We start from the raw sequence: 15,304 nt of genomic DNA, 5'->3' as shown, positions 1-15,304 counted from the left end.
CGCGAGCCGCGTACCGCCATCTGCCCGCAGGCCCCAGCCACGCCCTTTTCGAAAGCAGGCACAGCCTTTGCAATCGCCCCTGTATCTGTCCAACAACAACACTTGGGTTCTCGGAGATCGCACCATGAAGCGTCGCAGCTTGATCAAGGCTTTCACTCTTTCGGCATCCATCGCCGCCATGGGCATGACCTGGACCCTCCAGGCCGCCGAGACCATCAAGGTCGGCATCCTGCACTCGTTGTCCGGCACCATGGCCATCTCCGAAACGTCGCTTAAAGACATGGCGCTGATGACGATCGACGAGATCAACGCCAAGGGCGGCGTGAACGGCAAGATGCTCGAACCCGTCGTCGTGGACCCCGCCTCCAACTGGCCGCTGTTCGCTGAAAAAGGCCGGCAGTTGCTGACCCAGGACAAGGTCGCCGTGGTGTTCGGCTGCTGGACCTCGGTGTCGCGCAAATCCGTATTGCCGGTGTTTGAAGAACTCAACGGCCTGCTGTTCTACCCGGTGCAATACGAAGGCGAAGAGATGTCGCCGAACGTGTTCTACACCGGCGCAGCGCCGAACCAGCAGGCGATCCCGGCGGTGGAATACCTGATGAGCGAAGAAGGCGGCAGCGCCAAGCGCTTCTTCCTGCTGGGCACCGACTACGTGTACCCGCGCACTACCAACAAGATCCTGCGTTCGTTCCTGCATTCCAAAGGCGTGGCAGACAAAGACATCGAAGAGGTCTACACCCCGTTCGGCCACGCCGACTACCAGACCATCGTCGCCAACATCAAGAAGTTCTCCGCCGGCGGCAAGACTGCGGTGATCTCCACCGTGAACGGCGACTCCAACGTGCCGTTCTACAAAGAGCTGGCCAACCAGGGCCTGAAGGCCACCGACGTACCCGTGGTGGCGTTCTCGGTGGGCGAAGAAGAACTGCGCGGCATCGACACCAAGCCGCTGGTGGGTAACCTCGCGGCGTGGAACTACTTCCAGTCGGTGGAAAACCCGGTAAACAAAAAGTTCGTCGCCGACTGGAAAGCCTACGCCAAGAAACACAACCTGCCGGGCGCCGACAAAGCCGTGACCAACGACCCGATGGAAGCCACCTACGTGGGCATTCACATGTGGGCGCAGGCGGCGGAGAAAGCCAAGTCCACCGACGTCGACAAAGTGCGTGAAGCCCTCGGCGGGCAGACGTTTGCCGCACCGTCGGGCTTCACCCTGACCATGGACAAGACCAACCACCACCTGCACAAGCCAGTGATGATCGGCGAAATCCAGGCCGACGGGCAGTTCTCGGTGGTATGGCAGACCCAGGAGCCGATTCGTGCGCAGCCGTGGAGCCCGTACATCCCGGGCAACGACAAAAAGCCGGACTATGCGGTGAAAAGCAACTAAGCCCTACCTCGGTTCAACTGTGGGAAGGAGCTTGTGTGGGAGCGGGCTTGCGCGCGAAGAGGGAGTGTCATCCAGTACACCTGATACTGATACACCGCATTCGCGAGCAAGCCCGCTCCCACATAAAGCCAGTCCGCGCATGATCAGGACACTTTGTTATGCCTACTGCCCTGTACCGTTTCATTATCACGGCGCTGCTGTTGCTGCCTCTGGCCGCACACGCCAGCGACGCCGAAGATTTCATCAACGCCAACCCGGCCCAGCAAGCCAAGCTCCTCCAGGACTGGGCCGCCCAGCCCGACCCGGCGCGCATCGAATTGGTCGACGCCCTTGAACAAGGCCAACTCAGCGTCAACGGTGAAACCAAAACCGTACGCCTGAACAACCGCCTGCGCGGCTTGATCGATAACGTGCAAGCCAGCCAGCAACTGCTCGCCGCCGACCCCAAGGTGCGTCTGGCCGCAGCACAGACCCTGCAAAAAAGCGCGCAACCTGCGCAGCTCAAATTCCTCGACCAGCGGGTCGCCGCCGAAACCGACGAAGACGTGCATACCGCGCTGAGCCTCGCGCTGGCCAACCTGCAACTGGTCGACGCCGACCCCGTGGTGCGCCTCGCCGCCGTGCGCCTGCTCGGCAGCACCGGCGACCCGCTGGCGCGCACGCGCCTTGAAGCGCTGCTCGCCCCCGGCGTGGAAACCGATGCCGCCGTGCACACCGCCGCCGAGACCAGCCTGGCCCAGGTCAAACGCAAGCTGATGTTTGGCGAGATCCTCGGCCAGGCCTTCAGCGGCATGTCCCTCGGCTCGATCCTGCTGCTCGCCGCCCTCGGCCTGGCGATCACCTTCGGCCTGCTCGGCGTGATCAACATGGCCCACGGCGAGATGCTGATGCTCGGCGCCTACTCGACCTACGTGGTGCAAATGCTGATGCAGCGCTACGTGCCGCAGGCCATCGAGTTCTACCCGCTGATTGCGCTGCCGGTGGCATTTTTCGTCACCGCCGCCATCGGTATGGCGCTGGAGCGCACGGTGATTCGTCACCTGTACGGCCGCCCCCTGGAAACCCTGCTCGCCACCTGGGGCATCAGCCTGATGCTGATCCAACTGGTGCGCCTGGTGTTCGGTGCGCAGAACGTCGAAGTGTCCAACCCCGTGTGGTTGTCCGGTGGCATCCAGGTGCTGCCCAACCTGGTGCTGCCATACAACCGCATCGTGATCATTGCCTTCGCCCTGTGCGTGGTGGTGCTGACCTGGCTGCTGCTGAACAAGACGCGCCTGGGTCTCAACGTGCGCGCCGTCACCCAGAACCGCAACATGGCGGCGTGCTGCGGCGTGCCCACCGGGCGCGTGGACATGCTCGCGTTCGGCCTCGGTTCCGGCATTGCCGGCCTGGGCGGCGTGGCGCTGAGCCAGATCGGCAACGTCGGCCCGGACCTGGGCCAGAGCTACATCATCGATTCGTTCCTGGTGGTGGTATTGGGCGGCGTCGGCCAGTTGGCCGGTAGCGTGACGGCCGCGTTTGGCCTGGGGATCGCCAACAAGATTCTCGAACCGCAGATCGGTGCCGTGCTCGGCAAGATCCTGATCCTCGCGCTGATCATTCTGTTTATCCAGAAACGCCCGCAGGGACTCTTCGCACTGAAAGGACGGGTGATCGACTGATGAACCAACCATTGATGCTCACGGCCACGCAAAAGGCCGGCCCCAAGGTGACGATTGCCGTCGGCGCCGTGATCCTCGCGCTGCTGCTGGCGCTGCCGTTGCTCTCACTGCTGCCAGCCGACAGTGCCTTTCATGTGTCGGCCTACACCCTGACGCTGGTGGGCAAGATCCTCTGCTACGCCATCGTCGCCCTCGCCCTGGACCTGGTGTGGGGTTACGCCGGCATGCTGTCCCTCGGCCACGGTTTGTTCTTTGCCCTGGGCGGCTACGCAATGGGCATGTACCTGATGCGCCAGGCGTCCGGCGATGAATTGCCGGCGTTCATGACGTTTTTGTCGTGGACTGAATTGCCGTGGTACTGGGCTGGCACCGACCACTTCCTCTGGGCCCTGTGCCTGGTGGTGCTGGCCCCCGGTTTACTGGCGCTGGTGTTCGGTTTCTTCGCCTTCCGCTCACGGATCAAGGGCGTGTATTTCTCGATCATGACCCAGGCGCTGACCTTCGCCGGGATGCTGCTGTTCTTTCGCAACGAGACCGGGTTTGGCGGCAACAACGGCTTCACCAATTTCCGCAGCATCCTCGGTTTCGGCATTACCGAACCGGGCACGCGGGCGGTGTTGTTCGTGGCCACGGTGCTGCTGCTCGTGACAAGCCTGTACATCGGCTGGCGCCTGGCGCAGAGCAAGTTCGGCCGGGTGCTGACCGCGCTGCGTGACGCCGAGAACCGCCTGATGTTCTGCGGCTACGACCCGCGGGGGTTCAAATTGTTCGTGTGGGTGTTGAGCGCGGTGTTGTGTGGCCTGGCCGGGGCGCTGTATGTGCCGCAGGTGGGCATCATCAACCCCAGCGAAATGTCACCGACCAACTCCATCGAAGCCGCCGTGTGGGTCGCCCTCGGTGGGCGCGGCACGCTGATCGGCCCGCTGCTCGGCGCCGGTGTGGTGAACGGCATGAAGAGCTGGTTCACCGTGGCGTTCCCGGAATATTGGCTGTTCTTCCTCGGGGCGCTGTTCATCATCGTCACCCTGTACCTGCCCAAGGGCGTTATCGGCCTGCTGAAGAAATGAGGAACGTCATGCTGGAACCTATTTTCGACGCAGGCAGCGGCCGTGAGGCCATCGGCCTTGGCCAGGTCGCGGGCAAGGGCCTTAACACCCGCCATGGCACCATCCTGACCCTGGAAGACATCAGCGTCAGCTTTGATGGTTTCAAGGCGCTCAACAACCTGAACCTGTACATCGGCGTCGGCGAATTGCGCTGCATCATCGGCCCCAACGGCGCGGGCAAGACCACGCTGATGGACGTGATCACCGGCAAGACCCGGCCCAGCCACGGCACCGCCTGGTTCGGCGAAAACCTCGACCTCACCGGCATGAGCGAAGTGCAGATCGCCCAGGCCGGTATCGGCCGCAAGTTCCAGAAACCCACGGTGTTCGAAGCCTTGAGCGTGTTCGAAAACCTGGAGCTGGCGCAGAAGACCGACAAATCCGTATGGGCCAGCCTGCGTGCACGCCTGAGCGGCGAGCAGAAAGAGCGTATCGACGAGGTGCTCGACACCATCCGCCTGACCGCCTCGGCACAGCGCCCGGCGGGGCTGTTGTCCCACGGGCAAAAGCAGTTCCTGGAAATCGGCATGCTGCTGATGCAAGACCCGCAACTGTTGCTGCTCGACGAACCTGTGGCGGGCATGACCGACGCCGAAACCGAGTTCACCGCCGAACTGTTCAAGCGCCTGGCGGGCAAGCATTCGCTGATGGTGGTGGAACACGACATGGGGTTTGTCGGCTCGATTGCCGACCACGTCACCGTGTTGCACCAGGGCAGTGTGCTGGCTGAGGGGTCGTTGGAGCAGGTGCAGGAAAACGAGCGCGTCATTGAGGTGTACCTCGGTCGCTAACCCAGACAAGCACTTGCTTTATGTGGGAGCGGGCTTGCTCGCGAATGCGGTGTATCAGTCACTACACCTTTCACTGACCCACCGCATTCGCGAGCAAGCCCGCTCCCACAAGGGATTTGAGGAGAATTGGAAGATGTTGCAAGTCGAAAAATTGCACCAGTACTACGGCGGTAGCCACATCCTGCGCGGGCTTTCATTTGATGTGAAAGTCGGTGAAGTCACCTGCCTGCTCGGCCGTAACGGCGTGGGCAAGACCACCTTGCTCAAATGCCTGATGGGCCTGCTGCCTTCCAAGGAAGGCGTGGTGAACTGGGAAGGCAAGGCCATCACCACGTTCAAGCCGCACCAGCGCGTGTATGCCGGGATCGCCTACGTGCCCCAGGGCCGCGAGATTTTCGGGCGGCTGACGGTGGAAGAAAACCTGCTGATGGGCCTGGCGCGCTTCCCCGGTGCCGAAGCCAAGGAAGTCCCGGCCTTCATCTACGAGCTGTTCCCGGTGCTGCTGCAAATGAAACACCGGCGTGGCGGCGACCTGTCCGGCGGCCAGCAGCAACAGTTGGCCATCGGCCGCGCGCTGGCCAGCCGTCCACGCCTGCTGATCCTCGATGAACCCACCGAAGGCATCCAGCCCTCGGTGATCAAGGAGATCGGCGCGGTGATCAAGAAACTCGCCGAGCGTGGCGACATGGCGATCCTGCTGGTGGAGCAGTTCTACGACTTTGCCGCCGAACTGGCCGACCAGTACCTGGTGATGTCCCGTGGCGAAATCGTGCAGCAGGGCCGTGGCGAAAATATGGAAAGCGAAGGTGTACGCGGCCTGGTTACGATCTAATCTGTAGCGTCCTAACGATAAGCACAACGACATGAACCTGCCCTCTGCCCTGTTCACCCCCAGCTGGCACGCCGAGCTGAACCTCGGCTACGCCCGCTTCGGCGACACCACGCGCCCGGTGATGCGCCGCCACCTCGGCCCGCTGCGCGTGCAAAAACACCTGTACGCCGAAGGCCCCGAGGTGTGCCAGCACATCATCGTGCACCCGCCCGGCGGGATTGCCGGCGGTGACCGCCTGGACATCAGCGCCCACGTCGGCAGCGGCGCCTGGGCGCAATTGACCAGCCCCGGCGCGGCCAAGTGGTATCGCGCCAGCGGCCCGGCGTTTCAACAACTCGAGCTCACGGTTGAAGCCGGCGCGACCCTGGAATGGTTGCCCCAGGAAACCATCGTATTCAGCGCGGCCCAGGCCGAACTCACCACGCGCATCGCGCTGCAGGGCGATGCACGCCTGTTCTACTGGGACGTGATCGCCCTCGGCCGCCCGGCCAGCGGCGAGCGTTTTGACCTTGGTCACTTTCAATCGCACCTGGACATCCGCCGCGACGGCCAGTTGCTTTGGCATGAGCGCCAGCGCATTGTCGGCGCCGACGCTTTGCTCGACTCGCCGATCGGGCTGGACGGGCAACCGGTGTTTGCCACGTTGCTGCTCACGGGTGACATCGACCCCGACCTGCTGGAAACCTGCCGCACCCTGCCCCATGCGGTACGCGGCGACCTGACGCAATTGCCCGGCTTGCTGGTGGCCCGCTGCCTGGCCGCTGAGGCGCTGTTGGCAAGGGCATGGTTGATTGACTTATGGAAACTGTTACGCCCAGCCGTACTGGGCCGAGAAGCAGTTGCACCGAGAATCTGGAGCACATGACGATCCAAATGTGGGAATCGGTTTGTGTGGGAGCGGGCTTGCTCGCGAATGCAGTGTGTCAGTCAATGCATCTATTGCTGATCCACCGCATTCGCGAGCAAGCCCGCTCCCACACAAGCTCACTCAACATTTGATCTCGGGTGTATTTGAGAATGTATTGATGAAGGATCTTGAACCATGGACCTGACCCCACGGGAAAAAGACAAATTGCTGATCTTCACCGCCGGCCTGGTCGCCGAGCGTCGCCTCGCGCGTGGCGTGAAGCTCAACTACCCGGAGACCATCGCCTACATCTCCGCCGCGCTGATGGAAGGCGCCCGCGATGGCCGCACGGTGGCCGACCTGATGCACTTCGGCACCACCCTGCTCAGCCGCGAACAAGTGATGGAAGGCATCCCGGAAATGATCCCGGACATCCAGGTGGAAGCCACCTTTCCCGACGGCACCAAGCTCGTCACCGTCCACCAGCCCATCGCGTGAGGCACGGCCATGATTCGTGATGCACTTGAAAGCGACCTGCCGGCGATCCGCGACATCTACAACGATGCGGTGCTGAATACGACGGCGATCTGGAACGAGCACCCCGTGGACCTGGCTAACCGCCAAGCCTGGTTCAACGCACGCCAGGCGCAGCGCTATCCGATCCTGGTGTCGGTGGAAAACGGTGAAGTCACCGGCTACGCCTCGTTCGGTGACTGGCGGCCCTTCGAAGGCTTCCGCTACAGCGTCGAGCACTCGGTGTACGTGCGCAACGACCAGCGCGGCAAGGGCCTTGGCCCGCTGCTGATGCAAGCCCTGATCGCGCGCGCGCGCAGCGCTGGCAAACACGTGATGGTCGCCGCCATCGAAAGCGGCAACCAGGCCTCGATCCGCCTGCACGAGCGCCTGGGCTTCGTCACCACCGGGCAGATGCCGCAAGTGGGCATCAAGTTCGGCCGCTGGCTGGACCTGACCTTCATGCAACTGGCGTTGAACCCGGGTGCCGAGCCGCCCAAGGAGTGAGATCGATGAGCGCTACACAACTGCGTCGAGTCAATGCTGAAAGTTTTGCCCACTACCGCTTGGGCTTGATCGAGCTGTTGCTGGACGCGGTCAGGCACGGCGCGTCGGTCGGGTTCATGGCCGACTTCGACGAGGCCCAGGCCCGCAGCTATTTGAGCGGCGTGCAGGCGAGCATCGAAGACGCCAGCCTGTTGCTGTGGGTGGTGGTACGCGATGAACACGTGATCGCCAGCGTGCAATTGGCGCTGTGCCAGAAGGCCAACGGGTTGAACCGCGCCGAGGTGCAAAAACTGCTGGTGCACAGCAGCGCACGGCGCCACGGCCTCGGCCAACAGTTGATGAACACCCTGGAACTCGCCGCACGCCAGTACAAGCGCGGCCTGCTGTACCTGGACACCGAGGCCGGCTCACCGGCCGAAGCGTTCTACCAGTCGTTGCGCTACACCAAGATCGGTGAGTTGCCCGACTACTGCCAAAGCCCGGACGGGCGCTACAGCCCGACCGCCATCTACTTCAAGACCCTGGGGCAACCCTCATGATTCCTGGTGAATATCAGATCCAGCCTGGCGACATCGAACTCAACGTCGGCCGCCGCACCATCAGCCTGAGCGTGGCCAACAGTGGCGACCGGCCGATCCAGGTGGGTTCGCATTACCATTTTTTCGAGACCAATGACGCGCTGACGTTTGACCGCGCGGCGAGCCGTGGCATGCGCTTGAACATTCCGGCGGGGACGGCGGTGCGGTTTGAGCCGGGGCAGAGTCGCGAGGTGGAGTTAGTGGATTTGAGTGGGGGCCGGCGGGTGTTTGGGTTTGCCGGGCGGGTCATGGGTGATCTTTAGGGCCTCTTCGCGAGCAAGCCCGCTCCCACATTTTGACCGCGTTCGCTTGAACAACACCGATCCCATGTGGGAGCGGGCTTGCTCGCGAAAGCAGTCTCACATTCAACACAAATATTTCAGGGCAACCACATGAAAATCAGCCGCCAAGCCTACGCCGACATGTACGGCCCCACCGTCGGTGACAAGGTCCGCCTGGCCGACACCGAACTGTTCGTCGAAGTCGAACAGGACTTCACCGTCTACGGCGAAGAAGTCAAATTCGGCGGTGGCAAGGTCATCCGCGACGGCCAGGGCCAGAGCCAATTGCTCGCCAGTGAAGTGGTCGACACCCTGATCACCAACGCGCTGATCATCGACCACTGGGGCATCGTCAAGGCTGACGTCGGCCTCAAGAACGGGCGCATCCATGCGATCGGCAAGGCCGGCAACCCGGACATCCAGCCCGGCGTGACCATGGCCATCGGCGCCAGCACCGAGGTGATCGCCGGCGAAGGCATGATCCTCACCGCCGGCGGCATCGACAGCCATGTGCATTTCATCTGCCCGCAGCAGATCGAAGAAGCGCTGACCAGCGGCGTCACCACCATGATCGGCGGCGGCACGGGACCGGCCACCGGCACCAATGCGACCACCTGCACCTCGGGCCCATGGCACCTGGCGCGCATGCTCCAGGCCAGTGATTCGTTCCCGATGAACATCGGCTTCACCGGCAAGGGCAACGCCAGCCTGCCGGAGCCGTTGATCGAACAGGTCAAGGCCGGCGCCATCGGTTTGAAGCTGCATGAAGACTGGGGCACCACCCCGGCAAGCATCGACAACTGCCTGAGCGTGGCCGACGACTACGACGTGCAGGTGGCGATCCACAGCGACACCCTCAACGAGTCGGGCTTCGTCGAAACCACCCTAGCCGCCCTCAAGGGCCGCACCATCCACACCTATCACACCGAAGGTGCCGGCGGCGGCCACGCGCCAGACATCATCAAGGCCTGCGGCTTCCCCAACGTGCTGCCCAGCTCGACCAACCCGACACGCCCGTTCACCCGTAACACCATCGACGAACACCTCGACATGCTGATGGTCTGCCATCACCTGGACCCGAGCATTGCCGAAGACGTGGCCTTCGCCGAAAGCCGCATCCGCCGCGAAACCATCGCCGCCGAAGACATCCTGCACGACCTCGGCGCGTTCTCCATGATCAGTTCCGACAGCCAGGCCATGGGCCGCGTCGGCGAGGTGATCACGCGCACTTGGCAGACCGCCGACAAGATGAAAAAACAACGCGGCCCGCTGCCCGGCGACGGCCCCGGCAACGACAACTTCCGCGCCAAGCGCTACATCGCCAAGTACACCATCAACCCGGCGATCACCCATGGCGTGAGCCACATTGTCGGCTCCATCGAAGTCGGCAAGTGGGCCGACCTGGTGCTGTGGCGCCCGGCGTTTTTCGGTATCAAGCCGACCCTGATCCTCAAGGGCGGTGCGATTGCCTCCAGCCTGATGGGCGACGCCAACGCCTCGATCCCCACGCCGCAGCCGGTGCACTACCGCCCGATGTTCGCCAGCTTCGGCGCCTCGCTGCACGCCACCAGCCTGACCTTTATCAGCCAGGCTGCCCAGGACGCCGGGTTGCCCGCAGCCCTGGGCTTGAAGAAGCAGATCGCGGTGGTCAAAGGCTGCCGCGACGTGCAGAAAACCGACCTGATCCACAACGATTACCTGCCGGACATCGAGGTAGACCCCCAGACCTACCAGGTCAAGGCTGACGGCGTGTTGCTGTGGTGCGAACCGGCCGAGGTGCTGCCGATGGCCCAGCGTTACTTCCTATTCTGAGGCGTACGCCCCATCAAGCGGTCAGTCAGCCGGCGCAGGACGTTTTTGCGTTCCTCGCCGAGCTTGGCCATCTCGGCAAAATACTCGTCGTCGCGGATGTCCTGCAGGACCGCATACCGGTTAATCAATACCTCGCTCCTGGCGTTGACAGCCTCGAACTCAGCGGGAAACTCCGCCTGTACATAGTCGACCCAGAACGGTTGGTCGATGATGCCCTCGCGTAACAGCTCGCCACGCTCCAGCGCGACGACGCGCGTGTAGGCGTCTTCGATCATCGCGTCGGTGACGTCCGGTTCCCGGTACAACATGCCCGTCTGCCACGGCAGGTCCAGCCGATCGGCCAGCCGCGTGACATAGGCCAAATGAATTTCCACCTCATCGATACTGGGCACCGGGCGGCCCTGGGCGTCGACCTGCTGAATCAGGCCGCCCTCGCTGTCGTATTGGGGGAACGGGCGCCCCTGGTCGACCAGCTCACTCACCCGGGCATGGGCGATGCGTCCCAGCTCATCGAGCCGTGCCTTGCCCCTGGCCAGGTCCAACAGTTCCAACCGCTTCAAGTCAGGATTGGGCAGCAACAACGCCTCATGCAGCAGTACCTCGACCCCCATGGCATTGAACAACTGCGCCCCTGCATCGACACAGGTGGTGGGCGCCGCGGCCATCTGGAACAAGCGCTCGCGCAGGTCGGCACTACCCGCCATCGCCTCCAGCATGCGCCAGACCTTGGCGGTCAAGTCGATCTTGTACGCCTGCGGTCGTTGATCCAGGTGTTCGCCGAGCTTGCGGATTTCATCGAAAAACGGCTCGCTGTCCACCGCCTCTTCCAGGTCATTCCAGTCCATTTGCTTACTCAGCCACTGCTCCTGGGTCAGCCCACTCATCCAGTGCGCGCTGTCCTGGGCGCCGCGTGGCGGCAACCGTCGATCCGGGTCCAGGCCGACGGATTCGAGGTACAACTTGAGCTTGACGAGTACCTCGGGGGCCAGCCAATCCCGGGTCACCGCCGTCCTGGCCAGGACCCTTGCCCGCTCGGAACCGGGGGCAACGTCCGGGATGGCCGTGAGGCGGTTACCGGTCAGTTCCAACAGAAACTCCCGTGGCCGTGGGAAGGCAAATATTCCGACGGGCCACGCCTGCAAATCGCAACCCGACAGATACAGCCATCGCAGCCGTGGCATACGGCTGATGTCCACTGGCCTGGACAACGGGTTGCCCTGCAGCGCCAGCCATTCCATGCGATGCATGGCGCGGATCTGCAACGCAGCCTCCTGTGTGAGCACCACTGCGTTGTCGGACAGGTCCAGGCCTTCGATGTACCGCATGTCCGCACACACTTCGGGCAAGCGCGTCAGTTGGTTGCCCTCCAGGTTGAGGATGCGTAAGCGACGAAAAGCCGATAGAAATCCCGCCCCCTGATCGGTCAACCCGCACCCGGGCAAGTGAATGCTGGTGACATGGTCGAAGTTACCCGGCAATGGCGGCAGGGTTGCGATTTGTGCGCCCATCGCCGTGTCATTCAGACGTATCCGCTGCCCACGGTAGTTGCCCTGCACATCGACATCCCACTCACCGCTTTTGGCCCAGACCGCTTTAAGGGTGTCATACAGCCTGCGGCGGAGCCTGAGGGTCGCCCTGTCCCTGGGGCCGTCCACCAACCAGCGGCTCAAGACGCTGTCCAGTAGCTTGAACTCGGCTTCCAACGCCTTGAGCCAGCTGTCATCTTCCAGGTTGCGGCCGCGCAGGTACTCCTCCATCTGCGCGGGGTTGATGGTGCGGTAGAGGTTCCTCACGCGCTCTTCGATGATCCCGCGCCAAGTGCCGCGCCCACGCCCGCTGAGGGGATAGCCCAAACGGTTGTCGGACAGGCGTTGCGGCCACCTGAACCAGGGTTTGCGTACCGACTGCATACCGAGCACCTGGCGCAGCCGCTCGCGGGGCAGGGCCTTGGCGATCAGCAGGTTTTTCAGCTGTTCGCCCTGCCCGACATGGGGCAAGCCGATCGCGTTGCGGTGGGCGTCGGTCAATGCATGTTGCAGGGCCCCGTACAGACCGTTCACTCCATGCAACTCCTGACCCTGGGCATCGAACGCCTGATACTGCCCCTCAGCGACCCGCACCAGCGCCTTGTACTGCGCGGCATCCGCCGCACCGAAACTGGCACGCAATTGGCCCCCCAGGCTGCCTTCGAGCACCTCCAGGCGCAGGCCATCGTGCCAACCGGGAAGGTTGGCCAGGCTGTTGAGCACCAGGGCTTCGGTGTCTTGGTTGGCCAGGGCTTCGAGGTAGAGCCCTTCGTATGCATGTATCAGCCGCACCCGTTGCTGCAGCCGTCGCGCTTGTTCCGCCAACCGCAACGGCACCCGCACTCCGCGCGCCAAGGCCGCCTGCTCTGCCGGTGTGGCGTCGGCCAGCATCTCGCGCACCATCAAGCTCGGTAGCCCCTTGAAGTCACGCTGCACCAACTTCACCGCCGCGTCGGTCATCGGTTCGGCAGAGGTGTACACGCTGCGCATCAGGCGGGAGCGGCAGTAGTGCGCCCGGGCCTGCAACTGCTGGCGCAAAGCGGCGGTCCGCGACGGCACGTCGCGCCGCGTTTGGCGGCCCACGAGGGTATCGAGCTCGGCTTCGTCGAGGAATTCAACGATGCGCCGGGGTAATTGCCCGGTCATCAGCTCGCGGCGGCTGACCGTCAGGGTGTCCGCCGCGCTCGCCAGGGCGTCGCCGTACCTGACCGAGGCCTCGTACAGGCCAGCGTCCGCCAGTGCTTCGATCGCCTTGCCCGGCGGCCAGCCAGGCAGCTCGACGACCAGCGACGCCGCATAGCCGCACAGATCGGCGGGCAATAGGCCCGCACCGATCCCACGGGCCACTTCCATCGCAGCGTCGTAGGCACGGAACTGGCGAATCGTATCCAACAGCGCCGCCGGCACCGGTTCGCCGTCCACATGCAGGCGGCGCAGCACGTCTTCTTCTACGCCACTGACACGGCGGATCTGTTCCAGTTGCAGATCGCTGAACCCCTCCACCACCGGCCCCAGACGACGCATCAACGTCACCCCTTGCCAACTCAGGGGCTGCTCCAACTCGTGGTTCCAGGCGCCGTTGCCGTTTTCCACCAGTTGCGGTCGATAGGCATCGGGGCGACTGGGATGCTCGATGTAGTAACCCTCGCTCAGCGGGTCCTGGCGCACGCTGTAGCGCTTGCCCTCCAGGGTCAGAAAATGACGATCACCGACCTTGTGCAGCCCGCGCTCATCGCGAACCGGCTCACCGGGCAAAGGGCTCGTGTGCTCGTAGGCAGACAGGTCGGGGTTCCACAGGCGCGTCTTGCCGCTGGGCAATTGCACCGACTGCAGGTGTTCGATAAACGGCGACACCGTGAAGTGAAACACCGCCGCACCCGCCGCCAACTGCGCCAGGTTTTCCAGCACGTCGCTGATATGCGCCCAACCCGCCTCGCGGTCGCCCTGGCTGAGTTCGATCACACCGTCGAGCACTTCATAGAGCATCTGCCCGACCATCACCACCGACATCACCGCGCCCAATGGCGGTACGGCAATGGCCAGCAGGTTGACCGCGAACAGGCCGATATTCAGGTAATGCTGCAGGCGCAGGGCGCCGGCGGCCTTGTCGGCGTCGGCGGTGGGAATGGCCTGGGCGCGGCCGTCATCGAGCACACGCCGACGCATCGCGTCGAAGCGCTGCGGCCACAGGTCGAACTCGCCCCACATGCCGCCGATGGCGTCAGCATTGATATTGAACTCAGGGTCGGCGATCGGTACGCGCACCTGCGGTTGCGCCGCGCCGGGCAGGGAGTTGAGCGGTGCCAGCGACGGCGCGATGATCTTCGCGGCCAGTTTGCCCCACTCCGAACGCAGCCACTGCGCGGCGAACGGTTGCGGCGGCGCGTCCACCACCAGTTCGGTGAGACGACGGAAATAATGCGGCCGATCCTTGTAGGCAATGAACCGGCTGATAAAGCGCTGGTAGTCGTCCTGGCGGCCATTGCGGGTCTTGAGGCGCCGGCTCAGGTCATTCTGGAACTCGCTAAAGGAGGCATAGCGCTTGATGGGGTGATCGGGGTCATCGGGCAGATAGGCGATAAACCAATCCGAGTACCCGTATTTGACGCAAGGCTCGATGATCAGGCAATCGTGCAGGTGCAGGTTCATCAGACACGGCGTGCGGTACCACACCTGCTTGTCGCCGAGCATGATCGGGCGCTCGCCGGCGGCGACCCTGAGCAGCAGCGCATGGTCGTCGGCGCCGATATCACCCTTGAGCAGCGCGAGGAATGCCGCGGCCAACAGCGCGTCTTTCTGGTAGCGCAGGTAACGTTCGCGCAGGACACCTTCGGCCACAGTGTCCGACGGGTAGAGCAAGGCGTTGAGGTGGGCCTGGTAACGCGCGCCCAAGTCGAGTTGCCGGCACAACTGGACGAACGTGTCCAGGGGCATGGCAGTGGTGTCGCGCTCGAAGTGCCCGCGGGCGTCCGGCGCGGTGATAAACCCCGAGGCGACGTTGAAATAACCGGCGGCGGCCTCCCGCGCTTCGAAATTGTTCAGCGCCGCCTGCAACAGGGACAGGGTCTTGACCTGAAACCCCGCCGTGGCCACCCCGAACGCATCCTCGGCGGGGCTGTACAGGCGCAGCCAGGTGCGGTTCACATCCAGTGGGAAACCCGCGTCTTTGAGCGCCGCCTCCAACAAGGGTTGGCCGAAGGTCTGCACCGACTGCAGCTTGCCCAGGGTTTTCTCCAGCGCATTGAGCGATTCGCAACGCGCGTCCAGCAGAGCCTTGAGCTGTGCCTGCTGGGACTCGCTGCTCGCCGCGTACCATGCCGGCACCTGTGGCGACGTGTGCTTGAGCGCCTGCCGACGCTCGGGGGAGGATTGCACCAGGCAGGACGAGACCGCCTGGCGAATGAACGCATAATGCCGACCTTGCTCGCCAGGTCGTAGGGTTGGGGAATCAGGCATGGCA

The 15,304-nt window shown here is 63.5% G+C and carries 12 protein-coding genes; 11 read left to right on the top strand and 1 reads right to left on the bottom strand.

The features are described from left to right. The first annotated feature begins 124 nt into the window (after positions 1-124). From urtA to ureC, 11 genes are all read left to right on the top strand, one after another. Entirely contained in the window at positions 125-1,390 is a 1,266-nt protein-coding gene (gene urtA, locus PSH81_RS02990) for an urea ABC transporter substrate-binding protein (RefSeq protein ID WP_305391980.1), read from the top strand. Positions 1,391-1,548: 158 nt separating this feature from the next. Continuing rightward, a complete protein-coding gene (gene urtB / locus PSH81_RS02985) occupies positions 1,549-3,051 on the top strand; it encodes an urea ABC transporter permease subunit UrtB (protein ID WP_305391979.1) in 1,503 nt (500 codons plus the stop codon). Next, entirely contained in the window at positions 3,051-4,118 is a 1,068-nt protein-coding gene (gene urtC / locus PSH81_RS02980) for an urea ABC transporter permease subunit UrtC (RefSeq protein ID WP_226455645.1), read from the top strand. The genes urtB and urtC overlap by 1 nt, the downstream gene beginning before the upstream one ends. Next, on the top strand, positions 4,115-4,948 hold the full coding sequence (gene urtD, locus PSH81_RS02975; protein WP_226455644.1) for an urea ABC transporter ATP-binding protein UrtD: 834 nt from the start codon (positions 4,115-4,117) through the stop codon (positions 4,946-4,948). Before urtC ends, urtD begins: the two co-directional genes overlap by 4 nt. Positions 4,949-5,081: 133 nt before the next feature. Next, positions 5,082-5,780 carry an urea ABC transporter ATP-binding subunit UrtE gene (gene urtE / locus PSH81_RS02970; RefSeq protein ID WP_226455643.1) on the top strand — a complete coding sequence of 233 codons (699 nt, stop codon included), beginning with the start codon at positions 5,082-5,084 and terminating at the stop codon, positions 5,778-5,780. 31 nt (positions 5,781-5,811) lie between these two features. Further along, positions 5,812-6,645, top strand: a complete 834-nt coding sequence (locus tag PSH81_RS02965; RefSeq protein ID WP_305391978.1) for an urease accessory protein UreD — start codon at positions 5,812-5,814, stop codon at positions 6,643-6,645. Between the two features lie 177 nt (positions 6,646-6,822). Then, positions 6,823-7,125, top strand: a complete 303-nt coding sequence (locus PSH81_RS02960; RefSeq protein WP_010213535.1) for an urease subunit gamma — start codon at positions 6,823-6,825, stop codon at positions 7,123-7,125. A 9-nt stretch (positions 7,126-7,134) separates the two neighbouring features. Next, positions 7,135-7,647, top strand: coding sequence for a GNAT family N-acetyltransferase (locus tag PSH81_RS02955; RefSeq protein WP_305391977.1), 513 nt, complete (start codon positions 7,135-7,137; stop codon positions 7,645-7,647). A 5-nt stretch (positions 7,648-7,652) separates the two neighbouring features. Continuing rightward, on the top strand, positions 7,653-8,186 hold the full coding sequence (locus tag PSH81_RS02950; RefSeq protein WP_305391976.1) for a GNAT family N-acetyltransferase: 534 nt from the start codon (positions 7,653-7,655) through the stop codon (positions 8,184-8,186). After that, the gene (locus PSH81_RS02945) at positions 8,183-8,488 is read left to right on the top strand and encodes an urease subunit beta (RefSeq protein ID WP_017737512.1); all 306 of its coding nucleotides are present in this window, start codon (positions 8,183-8,185) and stop codon (positions 8,486-8,488) included. Before PSH81_RS02950 ends, PSH81_RS02945 begins: the two co-directional genes overlap by 4 nt. A gap of 129 nt (positions 8,489-8,617) precedes the next feature. Further along, positions 8,618-10,318 (top strand): urease subunit alpha, encoded by a 1,701-nt coding sequence (ureC, locus tag PSH81_RS02940; protein ID WP_305391975.1) that lies wholly within the window; start codon positions 8,618-8,620, stop codon positions 10,316-10,318. On the opposite strand, the gene PSH81_RS02935 is transcribed toward ureC, so the two are convergent. Then, positions 10,303-15,300: a dermonecrotic toxin domain-containing protein gene (locus PSH81_RS02935; protein WP_305391974.1), complete on the bottom strand. Its 4,998-nt coding sequence runs from the start codon at positions 15,298-15,300 to the stop codon at positions 10,303-10,305. The two genes, ureC and PSH81_RS02935, sit on opposite strands and share 16 nt — an antisense overlap. Positions 15,301-15,304: the final 4 nt, after the last annotated feature.

The organism is Pseudomonas sp. FP2335 (assembly GCF_030687535.1).
In the GTDB taxonomy this organism is placed as follows: domain Bacteria; phylum Pseudomonadota; class Gammaproteobacteria; order Pseudomonadales; family Pseudomonadaceae; genus Aquipseudomonas.
This window is presented reverse-complemented; position numbering and strand designations above follow the sequence as displayed.

Excerpts from the sequence above, each read along its gene's own strand:
- PSH81_RS02935 (WP_305391974.1), bottom strand. The coding sequence starts at position 15,300 with ATGCCTGATTCCCCAACCCTACGACCTGGCGAGCAAGGTCGGCATTAT.
- urtC (WP_226455645.1), top strand. The coding sequence starts at position 3,051 with ATGAACCAACCATTGATGCTCACGGCCACGCAAAAGGCCGGCCCCAAG.
- urtB (WP_305391979.1), top strand. The coding sequence starts at position 1,549 with ATGCCTACTGCCCTGTACCGTTTCATTATCACGGCGCTGCTGTTGCTG.
- urtA (WP_305391980.1), top strand. The coding sequence starts at position 125 with ATGAAGCGTCGCAGCTTGATCAAGGCTTTCACTCTTTCGGCATCCATC.
- urtE (WP_226455643.1), top strand. The coding sequence starts at position 5,082 with ATGTTGCAAGTCGAAAAATTGCACCAGTACTACGGCGGTAGCCACATC.
- ureC (WP_305391975.1), top strand. The coding sequence starts at position 8,618 with ATGAAAATCAGCCGCCAAGCCTACGCCGACATGTACGGCCCCACCGTC.
- PSH81_RS02960 (WP_010213535.1), top strand. The coding sequence starts at position 6,823 with ATGGACCTGACCCCACGGGAAAAAGACAAATTGCTGATCTTCACCGCC.
- PSH81_RS02955 (WP_305391977.1), top strand. The coding sequence starts at position 7,135 with ATGATTCGTGATGCACTTGAAAGCGACCTGCCGGCGATCCGCGACATC.
- PSH81_RS02950 (WP_305391976.1), top strand. The coding sequence starts at position 7,653 with ATGAGCGCTACACAACTGCGTCGAGTCAATGCTGAAAGTTTTGCCCAC.
- urtD (WP_226455644.1), top strand. The coding sequence starts at position 4,115 with ATGAGGAACGTCATGCTGGAACCTATTTTCGACGCAGGCAGCGGCCGT.
- PSH81_RS02965 (WP_305391978.1), top strand. The coding sequence starts at position 5,812 with ATGAACCTGCCCTCTGCCCTGTTCACCCCCAGCTGGCACGCCGAGCTG.
- PSH81_RS02945 (WP_017737512.1), top strand. The coding sequence starts at position 8,183 with ATGATTCCTGGTGAATATCAGATCCAGCCTGGCGACATCGAACTCAAC.